At 40.7% G+C, this 21,428-nt stretch carries 15 protein-coding genes; 3 read left to right on the top strand and 12 right to left on the bottom strand.

Annotation, left to right across the window (positions count from 1 at the left end; genetic code table 11):
* The 3 genes from nhaC to xylB all read left to right on the top strand — a co-directional run.
* Positions 1–1,328: Na+/H+ antiporter NhaC (gene nhaC / locus M998_RS08430; RefSeq protein WP_068908419.1), on the top strand; the 1,328-nt coding region annotated here is incomplete at its 5' end.
* 11 nt (positions 1,329–1,339) lie between these two features.
* Positions 1,340–2,656, top strand: a complete 1,317-nt coding sequence (gene xylA, locus M998_RS08435) for a xylose isomerase (protein WP_068440122.1) — start codon at positions 1,340–1,342, stop codon at positions 2,654–2,656.
* A gap of 97 nt (positions 2,657–2,753) precedes the next feature.
* Positions 2,754–4,208, top strand: a complete 1,455-nt coding sequence (gene xylB / locus M998_RS08440) for a xylulokinase (protein ID WP_068440119.1) — start codon at positions 2,754–2,756, stop codon at positions 4,206–4,208.
* A 61-nt stretch (positions 4,209–4,269) separates the two neighbouring features.
* On the opposite strand, the gene M998_RS08445 is transcribed toward xylB, so the two are convergent.
* The 12 genes from M998_RS08445 to M998_RS08500 form a co-directional block, all read right to left on the bottom strand.
* Entirely contained in the window at positions 4,270–5,427 is a 1,158-nt protein-coding gene (locus tag M998_RS08445) for a sugar diacid recognition domain-containing protein (protein WP_068440117.1), read from the bottom strand.
* Between the two features lie 173 nt (positions 5,428–5,600).
* Positions 5,601–6,755: a glycerate kinase gene (locus M998_RS08450; RefSeq protein ID WP_068440113.1), complete on the bottom strand. Its 1,155-nt coding sequence runs from the start codon at positions 6,753–6,755 to the stop codon at positions 5,601–5,603.
* Between the two features lie 80 nt (positions 6,756–6,835).
* The gene (locus tag M998_RS08455; RefSeq protein ID WP_068440110.1) at positions 6,836–8,158 is read right to left on the bottom strand and encodes an MFS transporter; all 1,323 of its coding nucleotides are present in this window, start codon (positions 8,156–8,158) and stop codon (positions 6,836–6,838) included.
* 138 nt (positions 8,159–8,296) lie between these two features.
* Complete coding sequence (locus M998_RS08460) at positions 8,297–9,799, bottom strand: xylulokinase (protein WP_068908421.1); 1,503 nt, start codon at positions 9,797–9,799, stop codon at positions 8,297–8,299.
* 18 nt (positions 9,800–9,817) lie between these two features.
* Complete coding sequence (locus tag M998_RS08465) at positions 9,818–10,858, bottom strand: zinc-dependent dehydrogenase (protein WP_068441630.1); 1,041 nt, start codon at positions 10,856–10,858, stop codon at positions 9,818–9,820.
* 36 nt (positions 10,859–10,894) lie between these two features.
* Entirely contained in the window at positions 10,895–11,704 is an 810-nt protein-coding gene (locus M998_RS08470) for a class I fructose-bisphosphate aldolase (protein ID WP_068908423.1), read from the bottom strand.
* 30 nt (positions 11,705–11,734) lie between these two features.
* The gene (locus M998_RS08475) at positions 11,735–12,694 is read right to left on the bottom strand and encodes a D-2-hydroxyacid dehydrogenase (protein ID WP_068908425.1); all 960 of its coding nucleotides are present in this window, start codon (positions 12,692–12,694) and stop codon (positions 11,735–11,737) included.
* Positions 12,695–13,051: 357 nt separating this feature from the next.
* Positions 13,052–13,729 carry a respiratory nitrate reductase subunit gamma gene (gene narI, locus M998_RS08480; protein ID WP_068440101.1) on the bottom strand — a complete coding sequence of 226 codons (678 nt, stop codon included), beginning with the start codon at positions 13,727–13,729 and terminating at the stop codon, positions 13,052–13,054.
* Positions 13,726–14,448: a nitrate reductase molybdenum cofactor assembly chaperone gene (gene narJ / locus M998_RS08485; protein ID WP_068908427.1), complete on the bottom strand. Its 723-nt coding sequence runs from the start codon at positions 14,446–14,448 to the stop codon at positions 13,726–13,728. The genes narI and narJ overlap by 4 nt, the downstream gene beginning before the upstream one ends.
* Complete coding sequence (gene narH, locus M998_RS08490) at positions 14,445–15,986, bottom strand: nitrate reductase subunit beta (protein ID WP_068908429.1); 1,542 nt, start codon at positions 15,984–15,986, stop codon at positions 14,445–14,447. Before narH ends, narJ begins: the two co-directional genes overlap by 4 nt.
* Complete coding sequence (locus M998_RS08495; protein ID WP_068440091.1) at positions 15,986–19,747, bottom strand: nitrate reductase subunit alpha; 3,762 nt, start codon at positions 19,745–19,747, stop codon at positions 15,986–15,988. The genes narH and M998_RS08495 overlap by 1 nt, the downstream gene beginning before the upstream one ends.
* A gap of 69 nt (positions 19,748–19,816) precedes the next feature.
* A complete protein-coding gene (locus M998_RS08500; protein ID WP_068440087.1) occupies positions 19,817–21,214 on the bottom strand; it encodes a NarK family nitrate/nitrite MFS transporter in 1,398 nt (465 codons plus the stop codon).
* Positions 21,215–21,428 lie beyond the last annotated feature (214 nt).

The raw sequence follows: 21,428 nt of genomic DNA on the forward strand, positions 1-21,428 counted from the left end.
TTAAACGACTGGGTTATCAATATGATGAAATACTCACGGCGATATCTCAGAAAATTGCTAAAACCATGCCAGCTCTGTTGATATTGATCAGCGTTGGTTTGCTTATCGGTACATGGATGATTGGCGGGACAATCCCTTTAATGATCAGTTATGGGCTAAAAATGATCAGCCCAACCATGCTATATGTCACCGCCCTACTTGTTACATCACTGGTTTCCGTCTGTACCGGTACCTCTTGGGGATCTGCCGGTACTATCGGCGTCGCATTTATGGGTGTTGCAGTTGGTATGGATGCTAACCTTGCTGCCACAGCAGGTGCTGTGGTTGCGGGTGCTTATTTCGGTGACAAACTATCGCCGCTGTCTGGTGATACTAACCTTGCAGCAATGGCGGCTCAGGTTGATCTCTATCAGCATATTTGGCATTTACTTTATACCACCTTACCTTCCCTTATTATTACCGCAATCGTGATGACTGTTTATGGCATGAATGGTGATTTAGCCGCCCAAGGTGTCCCAGAAAAAGTGACATTAATCACCAATGCCCTTGAGAACGTCTACAACTTTAATCTTATCCTTCTGATCCCAGTCATTGTGATTTTATATGGTTCTATTACCAAGAAACCCACTATTCCAATCATGTTAGCTTCCGCCGCTATCGCAATGGCAAATGCTTATTTCATTCAAAATTTTGGTTTACATGACATCGTTAAAAGTGCGGTAGATGGCTTCAATGTTTCAATGATCCAAAATAAAGAGGTACCTGATTTATTAAGTAATTTACTGAATAGAGGGGGCATGAACTCAATGATGAGCACCTTGCTTATCTGCTTCTGCGCACTCTCTTTTGCTGGAACCTTATCGTTAAGTGGTGCTTTAGAAGTGATTGTCCACGCGCTATTAAAAATGGTGCACTCCACCGGCTCAATGATTGTCGCCACGATTGTATGCGGCTTAACCATGATTGGTGTGACCTGTAACGGACAAATTTCAATATTGATCCCAATTGAAATGCTACGCGGTGCTTATATTGAACGTGGCTTACACCCAAAAACCCTTGCTCGTACCGTAGAAGACTCCGCCACAATTTTCGAACCTATCTTACCTTGGACTGCGGCGGGTGCATACATGGCCGGTACCTTAGGTGTCGCCACTTTAAGCTATTTACCGTGGGCGGTTCTATGTTGGAGTGGCATCTTCTTTGCCATGCTATGGGGCTTCACCGGTATTGGTATTGCCAGATTAACACCTGAGGAACAAGAAGAGATGACCGCCGAGCTCGAAGCACACTCAGAATCACACTCAGAATTACAACTTGAAACTAAATAAGGACGGTTTTCATGTCTTACTTCGATAAAATTGAACAAATTCAATATGAAGGTACTACCAGCGATAATCCTTTAGCTTTTCGCTATTATAATCCCGATGAAGTTATTTTAGGTAAGCGCATGGAAGATCACCTGCGGTTTGCCGCCTGCTACTGGCATAATTTTTGTTGGAATGGCGCTGATATGTTTGGTTCAGGAACCTTTAACCATCCATGGCAAAAACCAAATAGCGCTCTAGAACAAGCAAAACAAAAAGCCGATGTTGCCTTTGAATTTTTTCATAAATTAAATGTGCCTTTTTACTGCTTCCATGATGTTGATGTTGTTTCTGAAGGCAGCAATATCAACGAATATATCTACAATATTTCGGCAATGACGGATGTTTTAGCACAAAAGCAGCAAGAAACGAACGTCAAACTATTATGGGGCACCGCTAACTGTTTCACTCATCCTCGTTATGGTGCTGGCGCAGCAACTAACCCAGATCCTGAAGTGTTTGCTTGGGCGGCAACCCAAGTTTGTGAAGCCATGAAAGCCACTAAAACCCTTGAAGGTGAAAACTATGTTCTTTGGGGAGGACGTGAAGGTTATGAAACACTGTTAAATACCGATTTACGCCAAGAAAGAGAACAAATCGGTCGTTTTATGCAAATGGTGGTTGAGCATAAACACAAAATTGGCTTCCAAGGCACACTATTGATTGAGCCAAAACCTCAAGAACCGACTAAACATCAATATGACTACGACACGGCAACTGTTTATGGTTTCTTAAAACAATTTGGTCTCGAAAAAGAAATCAAAGTTAACATTGAAGCTAACCACGCCACATTGGCAGGACACAGCTTCCACCACGAAATTGCCACTGCCATTGCACTCGGTATTTTAGGCTCTGTCGACGCTAACCGTGGAGATCCGCAATTAGGTTGGGATACTGACCAATTCCCTAACAGTGTTGAAGAAAATACATTAGTCATGTATGAAATCCTCAAATCAGGTGGCCTTACGACTGGCGGCCTTAACTTTGATTCAAAAATTCGCCGTCAAAGCACCGATAAATACGACCTTTTCTATGGTCACATTTCCGGTATGGACACCATGGCGATGGCGTTACGTATCGCCGCTAAAATGATCCAAGATGGCGGGCTCGATAAATTTACGGCCCAGCGCTACGCCGGTTGGAGTGGTGAATTTGGTCAACATATCTTACAAGGCAAATTAAGCTTAGAAGAGGTTGCCAAATACGCACAAACCCAGACTTTGTCTCCAACACTGCAAAGCGGCCGCCAAGAAATGTTAGAGAGCTTGGTTAATCGCTATATTTTTGGCTAGTTCAGTTAACCATACCCAAAATAATTCACGTTGTAGGTAACCAACATCCCTGCAACGTGAAAAATAACGGGATAGACCCTTATGAGGCGTCGTCATCATGTATTTAGGAATTGATTTAGGCACATCCAGCGTTAAAGCCATTATTATGGACGAGCAAGGTGATGTCGTTGCTAGCCACTCTGTCTCTTTGGCAATATCGCGCCCTCATCTTCAATGGTCAGAACAAAGCCCCGATGAATGGTGGTCAGCCACCGACCAAGCGGTAACGCATCTTAGCCAAACTTATTCAATGGAGAAAATACAAGGCATTGGCTTAAGCGGCCAAATGCATGGTGCGGTTTTACTCGATGACCATCAAAATGTATTACGCCCTGCCATATTATGGAACGATGGCCGCAGTTTTCAGCAATGTAAAAACCTCGAGAAAAGCTACCCTCAATTTAAATCAATCACCGGTAATTTACTGATGCCCGGCTTTACTGCCCCTAAAATCCAATGGATCGCAGAAAATGAAGCTGAAATTTTCAAGCGTATCGCCCATGTGCTACTACCAAAAGATTTTCTACGTTGGAAAATGAGCGGTAACTTTGCCAGTGATATGTCTGACTCCGCAGGCACTTTATGGCTGGATATACAAAAACGCGATTGGAGTGACGAACTTTTAGCAGCGACAGGCCTTTCTCGCCGACAAATGCCAACACTTTTTGAAGGCAATCAAATAACCGGATATCTACGACCTGAGATCGCCAAAAAATGGAATATGTCACAAGTTCCATTAGTTGCAGGTGGTGGAGATAATGCAGCAGGTGCAATTGGCGTTGGCGTATATCGCCCCGGACAAGGAATGCTTTCCCTTGGCACTTCTGGCGTCTATTTCGTTGTTAGCGAAAAATTCCTGCATAACTCCGACAATGCCGTTCACAGTTTTTGCCATGCTTTACCTGACACATGGCACTTGATGTCAGTGATGCTAAGTGCCGCATCTTGTCTTGATTGGGTATGTCGTTTAACGGGTATTGAAAACGTCAGCGCGATGTTTGATGAAATAGAAAATCACCCACTCACAAATAGTCCCTTGTTGTTTTTACCTTATTTATCCGGCGAACGCACTCCCCATAATAACCCAAAGGCAAAAGGCGTTTTTTGGGGATTAACCAACGAACACCAGCGCGCAGATCTGTGCCAAGCTGTTCTTGAAGGTGTGAGTTTTGCATTACGCCAAGGGATTGAAGTTGCGGAGAATGCGGGACAAGTCGCCGATAATATTACGTTAATTGGTGGCGGAGCAAGAAGCCCATACTGGCGACAGTTATTAGCTGATATTACAGGTAAAACCCTCGAATATCGCCAAGGTGGTGATGTCGGTCCTGCCCTTGGTGCAGCAAGGCTGGCACAACTGGCTATTAATCCAATACATTCGGATCACGTTATTTTAGCTCAACCCAAACTTGAAATCAGCCATGTACCTGATATCAAAAAACACATTGAATATGAACGTAAATATCAATCATTTAAGCAGTTATATACATTGCTAGCGCCAATGAATATTTAGTCCGTATCATTAAAAATACTTACAAATAATAAAAATAGAATATTAATTATTCTATTTTTATTTAAACATTTAGCTGTAAGGCAATATAGAGTAAAACCTTACTATCTATTTCAGATAAATTTAACCTAGTTACTTCAGATATTCGTTTTAAACGATAATCTAGTGTGTTTCGATGAATAAATAGCTCTTTAGCCGTTTCATTCGCGAAAAGGTTATTTTTGAACCAAACAGTCAACGTTTTTACTAATAAACCATTAGAGTCTTCATATTGAAGTTTATTTAATGGTTTTAATAATTCTTCTGATGACCATTTAAAATTCAAACCATAAAGAAGAACAGGTAGGATCATATCTTGATAGCAATAAATATTTAATTTAGCTTTTTTTGCCTTTCCTACTTGCATCGTTATCTTTGCAGTCTCATAAGATTTTTTAATTGAATCATCAGATGCTTCAGAGAAAAAATTGCCTAACGCAATTTTTGTTTTTAAAAAAAACAAACGCTGTATATCTGCTTCTAGTTTAATGATTCTTTTTTTATGCTCCTCTGTATCCCAACGATTAAATTGGTTTAATGCAGGACATAAATAAATTATTTTCGTAAGAGATTGGATTGCAACTAAATTTTTATCATTATTATATTCAATAAGCTTTTTTATTTCCTGCAACTCATTAAAGGCACTGTTAACACCTAGCTGCCCGCTGTCAATATCAATAATAATGGCAACCCTTGGTATAGAAATATCTATATTTAATTTCCTTGACCATTCTGAAATATTTTCAGGTATAGCCCCATTCTCGATATAAGCAAGAATAATCTCCTCTCTAAACCTATCATTTAAATTTAAATGAGTATAAAGCTGAGCTTGCTCAAGCATCATAACAGCAGTCATTGAAACTAATTCGCCAAATTGTTTTATTTCTTTAGGTTCTCCGGTCAGGCCAATAACACCAACTATTTTATTATTAAAATATAATGGTAAATTCACACCAGGTTTTACACCATGTAAATTATTTGCTGTCGCTTCATCGATGATTACGGTTCTTTTTTGCTTAATTGCCAGTAAGGCGCCTTCATGGAATTCATTTAACCGATTACTATCCCCACTGCCTATTATACAGCCATTTTCATCCATAACATTCACGTTGCACTCAATTATCTTCATTGTTCTATCAACAATTTCTTGAGCTAATTTGGTCGTAAGACAATAATCATACATACTTTAACCTCTATTTCCGTTAGGTACTAAATAGAAAGAAAAATTACGTAAACATAAATTTTAATTATGCTTTATATTTTTATAATTTAGGCATTCCAGTATTAAATAATTCCAAAAAAAATCAAGAAAAATAAATTCAAATATAAATAGGAGAATTAAAATTAAATATTTGATTAAATATCACCACCTAACTTAAATAAATTCAATTTCAGCGTATAAGCTACATTTTTAGAACAATTATATAAATTGTTCTCTGCTCCACTTAACGCTTCCGCAAGTGAACTTACCTTATGTAGAATACTAAATACCGAGTCGATACCATATTGCTGAAGATGATCAAGATCATCTCCAAGGCTACCAGCAATAGCAATGACTGGAATTTTTTGTTTTTTCGCGAGTTGCGCTACACCAATTGGCACTTTGCCATTTAAGCTTTGATTATCTAATCGCCCTTCTCCAGTAATAACTAAGTCAGCCCCTTTCATTTTTAATTCAAGATTAAGCGTATTGGCAATAATATCAAAGCCTGGTCTAAGTTCGGCTTTAAGAAAAGCGAGTAAAGCCGCGCCCATTCCACCTGCAGCTCCCGCTCCTGGTATATAATGTACATCAACACCTAAATCACGTTTAATCGTATCTGCAAAATGCTCTAAATTACGATCTAATTCTTTGATATGGTCTGCTGTTGCACCTTTTTGTGGTCCAAATATAACCGAGGCTCCGTTCTCACCAATTAACGGGTTTGAAACATCACAGGCTATACTAAATTGGCAATGAGTTAATCGAGGATCCATTTCATTAACGTCAATATTGAATAAATCAGCTAGTCCACTTCCTCCAAGTTTGATTTGTTGTCCATCGATATCAAGCAATTTCGCTCCTAGCGCCTGTAGCATCCCTGCTCCCCCATCATTTGTTGCACTTCCACCTATACCAATAATAATATGCTCAACACCAATATCTAAACAGGCTGTTATTAATTCACCAGTCCCGTAAGATGTCGTCAATAATGGGTTTCTTAAAGCTGGAGGAACAAGTTCAAGTCCACTCGCTGCAGCCATTTCTATAAACCCTTGTTTTTTGTTATTTGATAAGCCAAAAAATGCTTTCACTGGAACTCCCAGTGGCCCTATTACATCAATATGATGTATTTCACCATTTGTAGCCTCTATCATAGTCACAACTGTCCCCTCACCACCATCGGCAATTGGACACTTGATATAAATAGCTTCTGGAAAGACCTCTTTGAATCCTTTTTCAATAATAGTTGCAACTTGCAGTGCAGATAAACTCTCTTTAAATGAGTCAGGTGCAATGACTATTTTCATAAAAGCGATCCTTTCAAATTTTAATCATCATATTATTTATATTCAGGTGAGCAATTTGCTCACCTGATACTTCGTTTTAATTATTTAGGTTCATCAAGTAATAAGATCATAACTAAGCCAATCACTGCACAAATACCAAAATAGAGGAATACCGAATCAAACTTTCCAGTCATATCTAATAATAATCCAGCCATCATTGGTGAAACAAACCCACCTAAATTTCCACCACTATTGACGACTGAGATTGCTATTGGGTAATTTTTGTTATTTGCAATACCCATTGGGTATGCGGTGAATGCCGGCCAGCCAATATTTAAAAATAAGCCTACTGAAAATAATGCTACCGCAACAGCTGTGGTACTTTCAGGAATATTCAGCATGATAAGCATCATGACAACGGTTGCTACTGCAGTGAATAACATCGTCGGTTTACGACGACGACCAAATATTTTATCTGAAATCCAACCACCAGATATTGAACCAATAAAACCGCCAATAAATGGCATCGCTGCAACAAATCCCATTTTCATAAATGAAAAGCCTTTCTCATTTACAAGGTAAGAGGGGATCCAAGTTAGAATTCCATATAGAATACTAACCATCATGAAATAAGCGATAGAGTTACACCAAATGTTTTTAGATTTAAATATTTGTGATGCAGAGCTTAATGGTGTAACTTCTTTTACTCTAATTAATTTATCAAGAGTATTAAATTTTTCTGATTGAACAATATTTCCTTCGACTTTTTTATCAGCTTCATCTGAATTATCTGCTCTAATATAATCAAGTTCACTTTGAGAAACAAAGCGACTTTCTTCAGGTTTAGACTTAACAAATAAGTACCAAATTATAGCTAAGAAAATACCAGGAATAGCAAAAAGAATAAAAACCCAACGCCACCCATAAGTTAATGCAATCCAAACCACTAATGGAGGAACAATAATGGGTGCAAACATAGTTGATGCTATATAGACACCTGTTGCAGTTGCTTTTTCTTTTGCGGGGAACCAATTGTTAATTGTTGATGTTAATCCAACGGGTGTCGGCGCCTCTGCAATCCCTAATCCTAAACGTAACCATTTGATTGCAAATGCAGATTGTGCAAGGCCAATAAACCATGTCATAGCTGAAAAGCCAAGAATTGAGAGAGACACCATTCCTCGGATCCCACGTTTTGCCATCCAAAAGCCTGCGGGTATCTGACAAAGCGCATAACCGAGGAAAAACATACTTGCAAGAGAACCCGCTTCAAGGTTTGTGAGTTTAAATTCATCTGTAATAAATGGTAATACAGCACCTATATTACTTCTATCTGCGTAATTAACAGCATAGACAACAAAAATCAGGGCAAGAACAACCCAACGATAATTTGTCTTAGGCTTTATCGGATTTGAATTTATCATTATTTTTCGCTCCAGAGCAGCTTGTTATTTAATACACTCTTTATTACTCTCTATTTTAGGGATATAACAATCCTTACTAATTTAGATTAATTAGCACCAAGAATTGTCTGTCTTTTAAATTATTTAATTAAATTTTAATTATTTATTTGTTAGGCTATGCATAGTTTCCTTCAATAAAGGATATAACCCATCATAAATATTAAAATGCTTATTATAAATATCTTGTATTTTTTTATCTTTATTTGGTTTAAATGCAATATCTTCAGTTCTAATAATAGGTAAATCTGGGTCATTAATACCACAAAAATAACCTGCACCCGTAGCACCAACCATTGCTGCACCAAATGCAGCAGCATCTGAGGTCTGTGAAATATTATACTCAACCTGAAGTATATCTGCTTTTATTTGCGTCCAAAGTGTATTTCGGGATCCGCCTCCTACACTTAATAACTCATCAAGAATTACCCCCCATTTTTCATTTGCGATATTCAATATTTGCTTTAAACCATATGCTGTTCCTTCAAATGCAGCTCTAACCATATCGTTTCTTGTATGATTTAATCGCAATCCAATCCATGCACCGGCGGCATTAACATCCCAAATTGGACTTCGTTCCCCCGCAAGATAAGGTAAATAAATCAATCCATTTGCGCCTGGTGTTGACGATTTTGAAAATTTTTCTAATTGTTCATGATTATTAATTTCTGGCCAGACCGATTGATTCAACCAGTGGAATGTCCCTCCCGTTGTTGACATTGCACCATGAGCTAACCATTGATTAGGGACAATATGATATCGATTCATAAAACGGTGATCAAAATTAGGTTCTTCAAGACAAAAGGTAATTACGCCTGATGTCCCTGTCGACTCAAAAGCCGTCTCAGGATCAAGCAAACCTACCGCAAATGCTGCTGCAGCCGTATCTGCTGAGCCTAATATAATTGGTGTGCTTTCTTTTAATCCTGTTTTTTTCGCCGCTTCTTTACTGACTTGACCGACTACTGACGTGCATTGGTAGATTGGCGATAAAATTTCATGATTAAACTTCCAATACTTTAGTAATTCCGTTGACCATTTAGGAGAACGCGCTAAGGCTACAGCACCCGAATAAGAAGCTTGCGTTGGATCAATAGCTGCTTTTTGACTCCCCAACTTCAACGATAAATATCCATTAAGCAGTACAACTTTATTGGTTTTTCGCATTAATTCAGGCTGTTTTTCTTGTAAAAAAGCAAGTGTACCAACCCAGCACGCCGACGGGCTTGGGCTATTGCAAGAAAGCGACCTAACCTTAATAATGTCATCCCCTAGCGTTTGTTGGATAAATTCTTCTGAACGCCCATCAAGATAGGTGATCCCATTCATGACGGGCTGATTTTCTTTATCAAGTAAAACTAGCGTTGGGCAAGCAACTGAAAAACTAACAGAAACAATATTATCAACTTGCTCAGTAACCTCTTTAATTGCATCTGCCGTCTTCACCCAAAAATCATTTAATTCAATTTCATGATGTTTGAGCGATTTGGAAATAATATTGGTGTCACGTGATGATTTAGCCAATAATTCTCCATGAAAATTAAAAGCGCATACTTTCACACTGCTGCTACCGGCATCAATTCCCAAATAGACACTATCTTTCATATTGCCTCCAACACTTACTTAGTTGTTATATATGATAATTTTTATTGCGTCACCTTTTTGGGCGGATACCATTGCTTCATTTATCTGATCAAGTGAAAATCGATGAGTAATCAATTTTTCGATATCGATTAAACCTGATGAAATTAATGATAATGCTTGTTTATATCCTTCTCGACTTAATGCACTAGCGCCCGTTACAATTAACTCGTTATAGTGAATGATATTGACATCGATTTGGGCCATATCATCTTTAGAGAAGCCTGCAAATAAGTTAACTCGGCCGCCTTTACGTGCTAACTCTAATGCGGGGTTCACTAATTGAGGGATCCCAATAGCAACGATGACAACATCCGCACCGACGCCACCGGTTACACCTTTAACCGTATCTAATAAATTTTCTTGCTGGCTATTAACTGTATGAGTCGCACCACAATCTATTGCAGCTTTTCGTCGTTGTTCATTCAACTCACTAACAATAATATTGGTTGCGCCAGAAAAGCGAGCAAGCAAGATATGCATTAATCCAATTGGCCCAGCGCCGATAACCACAACAGTATCACCGAGTTCAATTCCTACATTCTTCTGCCCATTAATACAACATGCTAACGGCTCAGCAAGCGCTGCAGCTTCATAAGACATTCCTTTAGGCATTTTAAATACATTGCCAGCTGACAAAGCAATTTCAGGAATACGCACATATTCAGCAAATGCACCATCAAATTCATAGCCAATTGCCTGACGATTCAGACAAACATTCTCTTTACCTATGCGACAATACACGCAAGAGCGACATGGTATAACAGGGTCAACCGCAATAGCATCACCGAGATGAAACTCACTAACGTTCTCTCCTACCTCAACAATCTCACCCGAGAATTCATGACCAATAACTGATGGGTAGCGTACCCCTTTAGTTTTCCTTCCCGATACAATCCGGCCATCAGTACCACAAATAGCCGCAGCTTTAATTCGAATAATCACATCCCCTTTACCTAACTGTGGGTACTTAATTTCAGCTACTTTCAATTCATTAGGGGCATATAATACTGCTGCTTTCATTTTTCCTCCCATGTATGCTCTCTGTGATTTTTTGATTTATCGACCACCAGCTTGCTTGTAAACAGCAATTGCTTGGTCAACTGAATAATCATCATTAATCAGAGCATTCAACGCCTTGATAACTGCAGTTGGGTTCTCGTGCTGCCAAACAAAACGACCGTATGTGACACCACCTACGCCAATATCAAGGGCTTTTCGGGTGTTGGTGAGAAAGCTAATAAGATCGCTTCCCATATCTCCACCTGCTAAGGCAACCATTGCAGGACAACTATCAACAACTTCTTTAAATGTTTCAGGAGAACCAGACCAAAGTGTTTTAATAATATCAACACCAAGCTCAGCGCCTGCTCGCACACAGTACGCTAAATTTTTTGCATCAAAGCTATCTTCAATCATGGGGCCTTTCGGATAAATATGCGCAACAAGTGGTAATCCAGCAGATGTAGCCGCCTTGGACATTTGCCCAAGGAATGTCAATTGTTTAGCTTGTTCAGGCCCCCCCATGATACAACCAACAGAAATCGCATCAGCGCCTAGGCGAATGGCCTCCTCTACATCAGCTACCGGGGTATCATAAGCTTCGTGATAAGGGATAGAATAACTAGTTGCTTTCATAATGATTGAAATATCAGATGAAGCATAGGGTGGAAAAACTTTTTCAATAATTCCTTTATGCATAGTGATTGCATCGGGTTCACCCGCAACAACCTCTTTCATTACTGACCGAATATCACCGATACCAGGTAATACACCACGAGTAATAGGATGGTCCATTGTAATAGCTAATAAACGACCCGATTTTTTATTAAGTAATCTTTTTAAACGAATTTCTTTTCCTAAAAACATATCTATTACCTCTTTGTATCAAGGAGTGAATTAATTAACTAAATTTTGAGGGCTACCAGATAAAAAAGCGTCAATATTATCCATCATCATATCTGACAGTAATTGTATTGATTCAAAGCTTGCCCACGATATATGTGGCGTTAAAATAAAATTAGGTAATTTTGTTAGTTTCATTATATGACTATTTGCAATTGGTGGTTCTTCAGTACAAACGTCAAATCCTGCACCCTGTATTTTTTTATTTATTAATGCATCATATAATGCTTCTTCATTAACAATTCCACCTCTAGCTGTATTTATTAAAATACTAGAAGGTTTCATTTTAGAAAACTCATCATAATTAATTAAATTTTTAGTAGAGTTTAATAATGGGCAATGTATCGAGATAATATCACTTTGTATAATTACATCTTCAAATGGTGTATATAAAGGTCCCATGTTATTCGTGCCTTTATATGTTGAAAACAATACTTTCATTCCGAATGCCTTGGCTATATCTGCAACTGCCTTTCCCAGTACACCATCACCAATAATACCCAATGTAGAACCAGATAAATTATTAATGGGATAATCAAAATAACAAAATTGATTCGCTTCTTGCCAACGACCATTCTCTACCGATTGGGAATAGCAAATTAAATTACGTCTTAAAGCAAGTATTAGCGAAAATGTATGTTCAGGAACTGTGTTGATTGCATAATTTCTAATATTGGATACTGCTATATTATTATCATTACATGCTTTTATATCTATAACATCCGTACCTGTTGCAGCAACTGAAATAAATTTCAATTTCTTTGCAGAACTAACAACCTCTTTACTTACTTTAACTTTATTTGTAATAATAACATCCGCATCTTTTACTCGCTCAATTATTTCTTCCGATGTCGTCCTATTATAGAAAATAAGTTCATAGTCTTGTTTTATTTTTTTAATTTTAATTCCATCAGGAAAAGTATCATAATCAAGAAATACAATTTTAATCGACATTATATTCACCGCCTAATTAATTTAATCAACCAAGTTATTACAGGTCTGATCTCATTTTTAAAATTATATCTTTAGTCGATAATTTAGGCATTGTTATCATGACTAGTTTTTTCAATAATATTGTTGATTTAATTGTGCATTTGCACAAATTGTTATGAATTAGATCACAAGAATATGGAAACAATATTTTCTTGAATATCCTTTTTTGCCTAGATAACGTAAACCAACGACTACTCTAAACACAAAAAACCCCATTTGGTTTGCAAATGGGGTGCTAAATAGCAATATTTGTTGTTTACACAAGAACAAGTTACATAAGAGCAATGTACTGGCTTCACATCCTTGTGATGCCTAACTTTAGTGGCGATTTCTCACCAATTGATACCGACGAGTAAGGTACTCTATCGGTGCACTCCAGATGTGCACTAAACGGCAGAATGGGAATATTAAAAATAGCGTCATGCCCAAAACCAAGTGCAACTTAAAGACAATACCAACACCTTCAAGGTAATGTGATGCCCCCCATTGGAAGGTGACAACAGATTGCGCCCATCCCACTAGCTTCAACATCTCACTACCATCCATATGCTGCGCAGAGAATGGGATCGTCAGTAAACCTAAGCACACCTGTACCACGAGTAAAGTTAAAATTAGGATATCGCCAAATGAGGATGTGGCTCTGACTCGAGGGTTAGTCAACCGGCGCTTAAGCAACATCGCACCACCAACGAGCACCATTAACCCGCAGATCCCCCCACCAATCATCGCCATTAGCTGTTTAACATGCATTGGCAAAAATGATTCATACATCCAATGGGGCGTTAACATACCTAAAAAATGCCCCGCAAATACACCGATAATCCCAATATGAAATAAGTTCGATGCTAAGCGCATATTTGTTTTATCCAACATCTGGCTGGAACCTGCTCGCCAAGTGTATTGCCCATAGTCATAACGCAACCAACTACCGACAATAAATACCGTTCCTGCGATATAAGGATAAATATCAAAGAAGAACTGATTGATAAAATTCATTTTTGAACTCCTGCCTGATAGCCCGCATCAAGGTTCAAATACTGAGGAACTACGGCATTCGCAAAACGTTGTTGATGAGCAGAAACCTCACTGCCACACGTTTTTTCATCCGCAAAGAATTTCACTTGTTCCTCTTCCCAAACTGCATCCAGCGCTTGCGGTGTATCGTCACGCACTTCCGCGGCAACTTTGCCACTAAGCTGGCTGGTTTCGATTGATGTATCTGCCAGTTCAAGTAACAATTCAAACAGCATCGAAAAACGGCTTTGGCGCTGTTTTAGTCGTTCACCTAATAACGCTAAAATGGGTGCAATATCGCTTAAACCTTCCTGAGTCAGTTCAGGGGAAAGCGCCGTCAAATATTCCAAATAAATAGGCAAATGATCTGGCAATTCACGACAGTCAATTTGTAGCCCTTGCTGCTGATATTGCGCCATCAAATCGACCATTGCTTGACCTCGGTCACGGGATTCACCGTGCACATGTTCAAATAGCAATAACGACGTGGCCCGCCCTCTGTCAAATAACTCGCAATACTGTGCTTGCATATCAAGCAGGTCTTCATCTAAATATTCGCGTACAAACATCATCAGTTGGACGGCACGGGTGAGCGGTAATTTATCTGCTTGCTCAAGTGCTTCAATCAATTCATCTCGGTGCTGCCAAAGCTCCTCTGAAGGGTAATCTAGCAGGCGTGAAATCACTTTCAATGACATCATAATGTCTTCTCCTGTGATGTTTTTGGTGTCACGTCGATGGCATCAATACGACGGCTATTGAAAAGATTGGTTTTCGTATCACTACCGTGGCAACCATCACCAAAACTGAACCCACACGCTTTTGCCTCTGGGAAAGCTTCACGTGCTAATTCTCGATGGCTCGATGGGATCACAAAGCGGTCTTCATAATTAGCAATCGCTAAATAACGATACATCTCTTGCGCTTGTGCTTCGGTTAACCCAACTTGCTCTAGTGCGCTGGTATCACACTGGTTTTCAACTGTTTCTGCGCGTTTATAATGACGCATCGCCAGCATCCGTTTTAATGCCAATAAAACCGGTTCGGTATCCCCTGCGGTTAAGAGATTTGCAAGGTATTTCACCGGAATACGCAAGCTCTCAACATCCGGTAATACACCGCTATTGGCTAGCATACCCGCATCCGCAACAGACTGAATCGGTGACAAAGGTGGCACATACCATACCATTGGCAAGGTACGATATTCAGGGTGCAACGGCAGAGCTAATTTCCATTCCATCGCCATTTTATAGACCGGTGATTTTTGTGCAGCATCGATAACGCTCAACGGAATACCTTGTTTTTGTGCTTCTTCAATGACTTTAGGATCATGTGGGTCAAGGAAGACATCGAGCTGGCTTTGATACAAGTCGGTTTCTTTTTCGACACTCGCCGCTGACTCTATCTTATCCGCGTCATACAGCAATACACCTAAGTAACGAATGCGCCCAACACAGGTCTCAGAGCAGACAGTTGGCATGCCAGACTCTATGCGTGGATAACAGAAAATACATTTTTCTGATTTACCACTTTTCCAGTTAAAGTAGATTTTTTTATACGGGCAGCCGGTTAAGCACATACGCCAACCACGACATTTATCTTGGTCGATAAGCACGATGCCATCTTCTGAACGTTTATAAATTGCACCACTTGGGCAAGTTGCTACACAAGCAGGATTTAAACAGTGCTCACAAAGACGCGGCAAATACATCATGAATGTATTTTCAAATTGCCCGTACATCTCTTTTTGGATGTGCTCGAAGTTTTTGTCTGCGCTACGTTTGCTAAATTCGCCGCCTAAATCATCTTCCCAGTTAGGCCCCATGTTGACATTGCTCATGCGCTGACCGGTGATCAGCGAACGTGGGCGAGCTGTCGGAACATGCTTACCTTCTTTCGCATTTTTCAGGTGACTATAGTCATAATCAAAAGGCTCATAATAATCATCTAAGGCAGGCACGTCAGGGTTAGCAAAAATTTTTGATAGCACCCCAACTTTATTCCCCATACGAGGAACTAACTTACCTTTAATATTACGGATCCAACCGCCTTTCCATTTTTCTTGGTCTTCCCAATTATGGGGATAACCAATACCCGGTTTAGTTTCAACGTTATTAAACCAAGCATATTCAACCCCTTCGCGGCTGGTCCACACATTTTTACAGGTGACCGAGCAGGTATGGCAGCCAATGCATTTATCGAGATTTAACACCATGCCGACTTGAGAACGAATTTTCATTATGCTTTCTCCTTTCCGCTCAGGGTCTGCTGATAGGCATCTTGCTCACCATCAAGCCAATCCACCTGTTTCATTTTGCGTACTACCACAAATTCATCGCGATTCGAGCCGACAGTGCCGTAGTAGTTGAAGCTGTATGCCAAATGGGCATAGCCACCAATCATATGAGTGGGTTTAGGGCAAACTCGCGTGACTGAGTTGTGGATCCCGCCTCGCTGGGCAGTAATTTCTGAGCCTGGTAGATTGATCAATCGTTCTTGTGCGTGATACATCATGATCATCCCATCAGGGATACGCTGACTCACAATCGCTTTTGCCGTTAACGCACCGTTGCTGTTAAATGCCTCAATCCAATCATTGTCTTCAACACCTAATTGACGCGCATCCTCTTCACTTAACCAGACCACAGGTCCACCGCGTCCAAGAGTTAACATCAACAAGTTATCGCTATAAGTTGAGTGGATACCCCATTTTTGGTGCGGTGTTAAGAAGTTCAGCGCTTTCTCAGGGAAACCATTCGGTTTCTTACCCATTAGGGGTTGCGCCGCTCGGGTATCGATCGGCGGGCGATAGACCACTAAACTCTCCCCAAAGGCTCTCATCCATTCATGATCTTGGTACAGCTGCTGACGTCCACTCAAGGTACGCCAAGGGATCATCTCATGAACGTTGGTGTAGCAGGCGTTATAAGAAACATGTTCATCTTCTAATCCAGACCATGTTGGGCTTGAGATAATTTTGCGCGGCTGAGCCACGATGTCGCGAAAACGAATTTTTTCGTCTTCTTTATTACGGGCAAGGTGAGTATGATCGCGTCCGGTAATTTTCCCTAACGCATCCCAAGCTTTAACGGCCACTTGACCATTGGTTTCAGGCGCGAGTGTTAAAATAACTTCGGCGGCATCGATCGCCGTTTCAATTTTTGGTCGCCCTTCATTCGCGCCACTTGGTTGGGTTTTATTCAATTTTTTCAGGAAGTCGATTTCATCCTGCGTATTCCAATTGATCCCTTTACCACCATTCCCCAGCTTGTCCATAAGTGGTCCAAGCGAAGTAAAACGTGCGTAAGTCGCAGGGTAGTCACGTTCTACACAAATAATATGCGGTGCAGTTTTACCCGGTATTAACTCACATTGGCCTTTTTTCCAATCGCGCACATCAAAAGGCTGTGCCATTTCCGCGGCGCTATCGTGTTGGATCGGTAATGTCACTACATCAGTTTCTTTACCCAAATGCCCAACGCTGACTTCAGAAAAGGCTTTGGCGATCCCTTTATAAATTTCCCAGTCGCTTTTGGATTCCCAAGCAGGATCAACTGCGGCAGACAATGGATGAATAAATGGATGCATATCCGAGGTATTCATATCATCTTTTTCATACCATGTAGCGGTCGGTAAAATCACATCAGAAAACAGGCAAGTACTGGACATTCTAAAGTCGAGCGTGACGACTAAATCCACTTTTCCTTCCGCAGCCTTGTTTGCCCATTCAACTTCCTCTGGTTTTACACCACCCTGCTGACCTAAATCGGTGCCTTGAATACCGTTTTCAGTTCCCAGCAAATATTTCAGTAAATACTCATGACCTTTACCCGCAGAGCCTAATAAATTCGAACGCCAAATAAATAAGTTACGAGGGAAATTTTGTGGGCTATCAGGCTGTTCTGCTGCAAAGCGAATATTACCTTCTTTCAATTGCTTAACGGTATAATCAACTGGTGACATACCTTCACTTTCGGCTTGCTTAGCAATATTAAGCGGGTTCACATTTAACTGTGGTGCAGAAGGTAACCAACCCATACGCTCTGCCCGTACATTCAGATCAACAAGGCTACCGGTAAAGGCTTTTTTGTCCGCCAGCGGCGACAATAATTCCTCAGTACTCACCGTTTCATAGCGCCATTGGCTTGAATGGTTATAGAAAAATGAAGTACTGTTCATATGACGTGGTGGACGTTGCCAGTCAAGTGCAAAGGCGAGTGGCGACCATCCGGTTTGTGGACGCAGTTTTTCTTGTCCTACGTAATGCGACCAGCCACCACCACTTTGCCCAACACAACCACAGAAAATCAGCATGTTGATAATGGCACGGTAAGTCATATCCATATGATACCAGTGGTTAATCCCTGCCCCCACAATCACCATTGAACGACCATGGGTTTTCTCTGCGGTATCGGCAAATTCACGGGCAATACGAATGATATTTTGACGACTGACGCCAGTGACTTTTTCAGCCCAAGCAGGTGAATAAGCTTTCATATCATCGTAATCAACCGCACAGTTTTCATCACCAAAGCCGCGATCAATACCATAGTTAGCTAACATTAAGTCATACACGCTCGTGATTAATGTTTCACTACCATCGGCTAATTGGATACGTTTAGCGGGTAATTTGTGCAGTAAAATATCTTTTAATTCAACGCTCTGAAAATGTTCACTTTCTAAGCCACCAAAATACGGGAAGCCAACTTCAACAAATTCATCGTGATTATTGGCAAGGCTCAACTGCATTTTAATTTCGTGGGCATCAAGACCCGCACGCGGCTCTAAATTCCATTTTTGACTTGCATCCCAACGGAAGCCCATTGAACCTTGTGGCGCACACAAGTTACCTGTTTCTTCATCAATTGCGACTGTTTTCCACTCGGCATTTTTCTCTTCACCGAGTGAATCATTTAAATCAGCGGCACGTAGCATACGACCTGCAACATAAGAACCGTCTTCCCGTTTATCCAACATCACCAACATCGGCATATCGGTGTAAGTGCGGATATATTCACGGAAATATTCAGCTTCACGCTTAACGTGGAATTCATTGAGGATCACATGTCCCATCGCCATCGCCATCGCGCTATCGGTGCCTTGTTTTGGATTTAACCAGTGATCACAAAGCTTAGCGATTTCTGCATAATCAGGGGTAACAGCAACCGTTTTGGTCCCTTTATAACGAACTTCGGTAAAGAAATGCGCATCAGGTGTACGTGTCTGTGGAACGTTTGAACCCCATGCGATAATGTAAGACGAGTTATACCAATCCGCGGATTCAGGTACGTCAGTCTGCTCACCCCATGTCATCGGCGATGCCGGTGGTAAGTCACAATACCAATCATAGAAGCTCAGACAAGCACCGCCAATCAACGATAAATAGCGTGCACCAGAGGCATAAGAAACCATCGACATTGCGGGAATAGGCGAAAAGCCAACGATACGGTCTGGACCAAATTCTTTGATGGTCGCAACGTTAGCCGCTGCAATTAGCTCATTGATTTCTTGCCAGCTAGAACGCACAAAACCACCACGACCACGGGCTTGCTTGTAGCTTTGTGCTTTTTGTGGGTCGCTAATAATCGAAAGCCATGCTGAAACCGGATCTTGATGTTCCGCTTTTGCATCACGCCACAACTTGAGTAAGCGCTTACGCATCATTGGGTATTTCACCCGATTCGCGCTATAGAGATACCATGAATAGCTCGCACCACGAGGACAACCTCTTGGTTCATGGTCTGGTAAATCAGGGCGGGTACGTGGGTAGTCAGTTTGCTGCGTTTCCCATGTCACTAAGCCATTTTTGACATAAATTTTCCAGCTACATGAGCCTGTACAGTTCACACCGTGGGTTGAGCGCACAACTTTATCGTGCTGCCAACGACTACGATAACCATCTTCCCAATCACGGTTCACGTCAAGTTCTTGGCCGTGATCCCCTGAGAATGTGTCACCGAGCTGCTTAAAATAACGAAATCTGTCTAGAAACTTGCTCATTCGGATTGCCTCCAAAGAGACGGCGACTGGCGCCGTACATTGCTTAAAATGTATCTTTATTGGTTGTTATTATTTGTGTTTACGTCCGTACACCAGCCACGTGATAAACACACAAGAGATATAGAACACAAAGAAAACTTTCATTGCATCCGCGGGCGACCCTGTCAGTGTTAAGGATGTCCCAAATGCTTTTGGAATAAAGAAGCCACCAATGGCACCAATGGCCGAGATAAAACCTAACGCAGCGGCACTTTCTGTCACGGCTCTTTTCTGTGCATCTTGTTCAGAAACCCCTTCTGACAACGCTTTGTCTATGGTCAATTTACGAAATACCACGGCTATCATTTGGAACGTTGAACCACTACCTAATCCCGCTGTTAAAAACAGCACCATGAATACACCGTAAAATGCGATAAATGAGCCACCTTGTCCTTGCTCAGGTAAAGTAAAAAACAGCAGACCAGAAAAAACAGTCATCACAATAAAGTTCAAGACAGTCACTTTCACACCACCAAAGCGGTCAGATAACATGCCACCGGCAGGGCGAGCTAAAGCCCCAAGTAACGGTCCGAAGAAGGCAAACTTTAAAATAATGACATCGGGAAATTGCGTTTTTGATAACATCGCAAACCCAGCGGAGAATCCGATAAAGGAGCCAAAAGTGGCAAGATACAAAAAGCTTAAAATCCACAGATGTCCACGTTTTAGGACAGGTAGCTGAGCGCGAAGAGAGGCTTTATTAGCGGCAAGGTCATTCATACCAAACCAAGCCATCACAGTGAAGAACAGCAAAAAGGGTACCCAAATCCAAGCGGCATTTTCCAACCATAACGTCGAACCATCAGGCTGAACCGAACCTGTTCCCCCCATAAAGGTGAATACACCGACGCCAACAATAAATGGAGCGACTAATTGCATCACGCTCACCCCTAAATTACCGAGGCCACCATTTAAGCCGAGAGCGCCACCTTGGCGGGCTTTAGGGAAGAAAAAGCTAATATTGGCCATGCTTGATGCGAAGTTCGCCCCAGCAAAACCACATAGTAAAGAAATAATAACGAATATTTGATAAGACGTTGTTGAGTCTTGAATTGCATAACCCAACCATATACAAGGAATAATCAGAAAGACGGTACTTATTGCCGTCCAACGACGACCACCGAAAATAGGAATAACAAAAGAATAAGGTACACGTAATAATGCACCTGAAACGGAAGGAAGTGCAGTTAATAAAAATAATTGATCTGTTGTAAAATTAAATCCCACTTTATTTAAATTAACCGCTACTGCACTAAATAACATCCATACACAGAAGGCTAATAACAAACAAGGAACTGAAATCCAAAGATTACGGCTTGCTATTTTCTGCCCTGATTGTTGCCAAAATTGTGGATCTTCAGGACGCCAATCTTGAATAACGCCATTTGACTGCCCTGTCGATATATTTAAATTATCTCGTTGAGACATAAATCACCCCGATAAATATCATTGTTCTCAGGGCAGTTTGTGACTATTTAGTGACCACGATGCTGATCTATATCAAGAGACATTCATTTGAATTTTACGCTAAAACACTTACCACCCCATAGAGAGGTACGAGGAGTAATATCATGTAATGCATTGAATAAATTAAATTAAATTACAATTAATCACGATATTTAGTCTCTAAAGTATCACGTTA

Origin of the sequence: Providencia heimbachae ATCC 35613, assembly GCF_001655055.1 — a bacterium.
In the GTDB taxonomy this organism is placed as follows: Bacteria; Pseudomonadota; Gammaproteobacteria; order Enterobacterales; family Enterobacteriaceae; genus Providencia; species Providencia heimbachae.

Bases quoted from the DNA above. Each gene is read 5' to 3' on its own strand.
- M998_RS08495 (WP_068440091.1), bottom strand. From the start codon at position 19,747: ATGAGCAAGTTTCTAGACAGATTTCGTTATTTTAAGCAGCTCGGTGAC.
- M998_RS08455 (WP_068440110.1), bottom strand. From the start codon at position 8,158: ATGATAAATTCAAATCCGATAAAGCCTAAGACAAATTATCGTTGGGTT.
- M998_RS08450 (WP_068440113.1), bottom strand. From the start codon at position 6,755: ATGAAAATAGTCATTGCACCTGACTCATTTAAAGAGAGTTTATCTGCA.
- M998_RS08465 (WP_068441630.1), bottom strand. From the start codon at position 10,858: ATGAAAGCAGCAGTATTATATGCCCCTAATGAATTGAAAGTAGCTGAA.
- M998_RS08445 (WP_068440117.1), bottom strand. From the start codon at position 5,427: ATGTATGATTATTGTCTTACGACCAAATTAGCTCAAGAAATTGTTGAT.
- M998_RS08475 (WP_068908425.1), bottom strand. From the start codon at position 12,694: ATGTCGATTAAAATTGTATTTCTTGATTATGATACTTTTCCTGATGGA.
- xylB (WP_068440119.1), top strand. From the start codon at position 2,754: ATGTATTTAGGAATTGATTTAGGCACATCCAGCGTTAAAGCCATTATT.
- narH (WP_068908429.1), bottom strand. From the start codon at position 15,986: ATGAAAATTCGTTCTCAAGTCGGCATGGTGTTAAATCTCGATAAATGC.
- M998_RS08500 (WP_068440087.1), bottom strand. From the start codon at position 21,214: ATGTCTCAACGAGATAATTTAAATATATCGACAGGGCAGTCAAATGGC.
- narI (WP_068440101.1), bottom strand. From the start codon at position 13,729: ATGAATTTTATCAATCAGTTCTTCTTTGATATTTATCCTTATATCGCA.
- narJ (WP_068908427.1), bottom strand. From the start codon at position 14,448: ATGATGTCATTGAAAGTGATTTCACGCCTGCTAGATTACCCTTCAGAG.
- M998_RS08470 (WP_068908423.1), bottom strand. From the start codon at position 11,704: ATGTTTTTAGGAAAAGAAATTCGTTTAAAAAGATTACTTAATAAAAAA.
- xylA (WP_068440122.1), top strand. From the start codon at position 1,340: ATGTCTTACTTCGATAAAATTGAACAAATTCAATATGAAGGTACTACC.
- M998_RS08460 (WP_068908421.1), bottom strand. From the start codon at position 9,799: ATGAAAGATAGTGTCTATTTGGGAATTGATGCCGGTAGCAGCAGTGTG.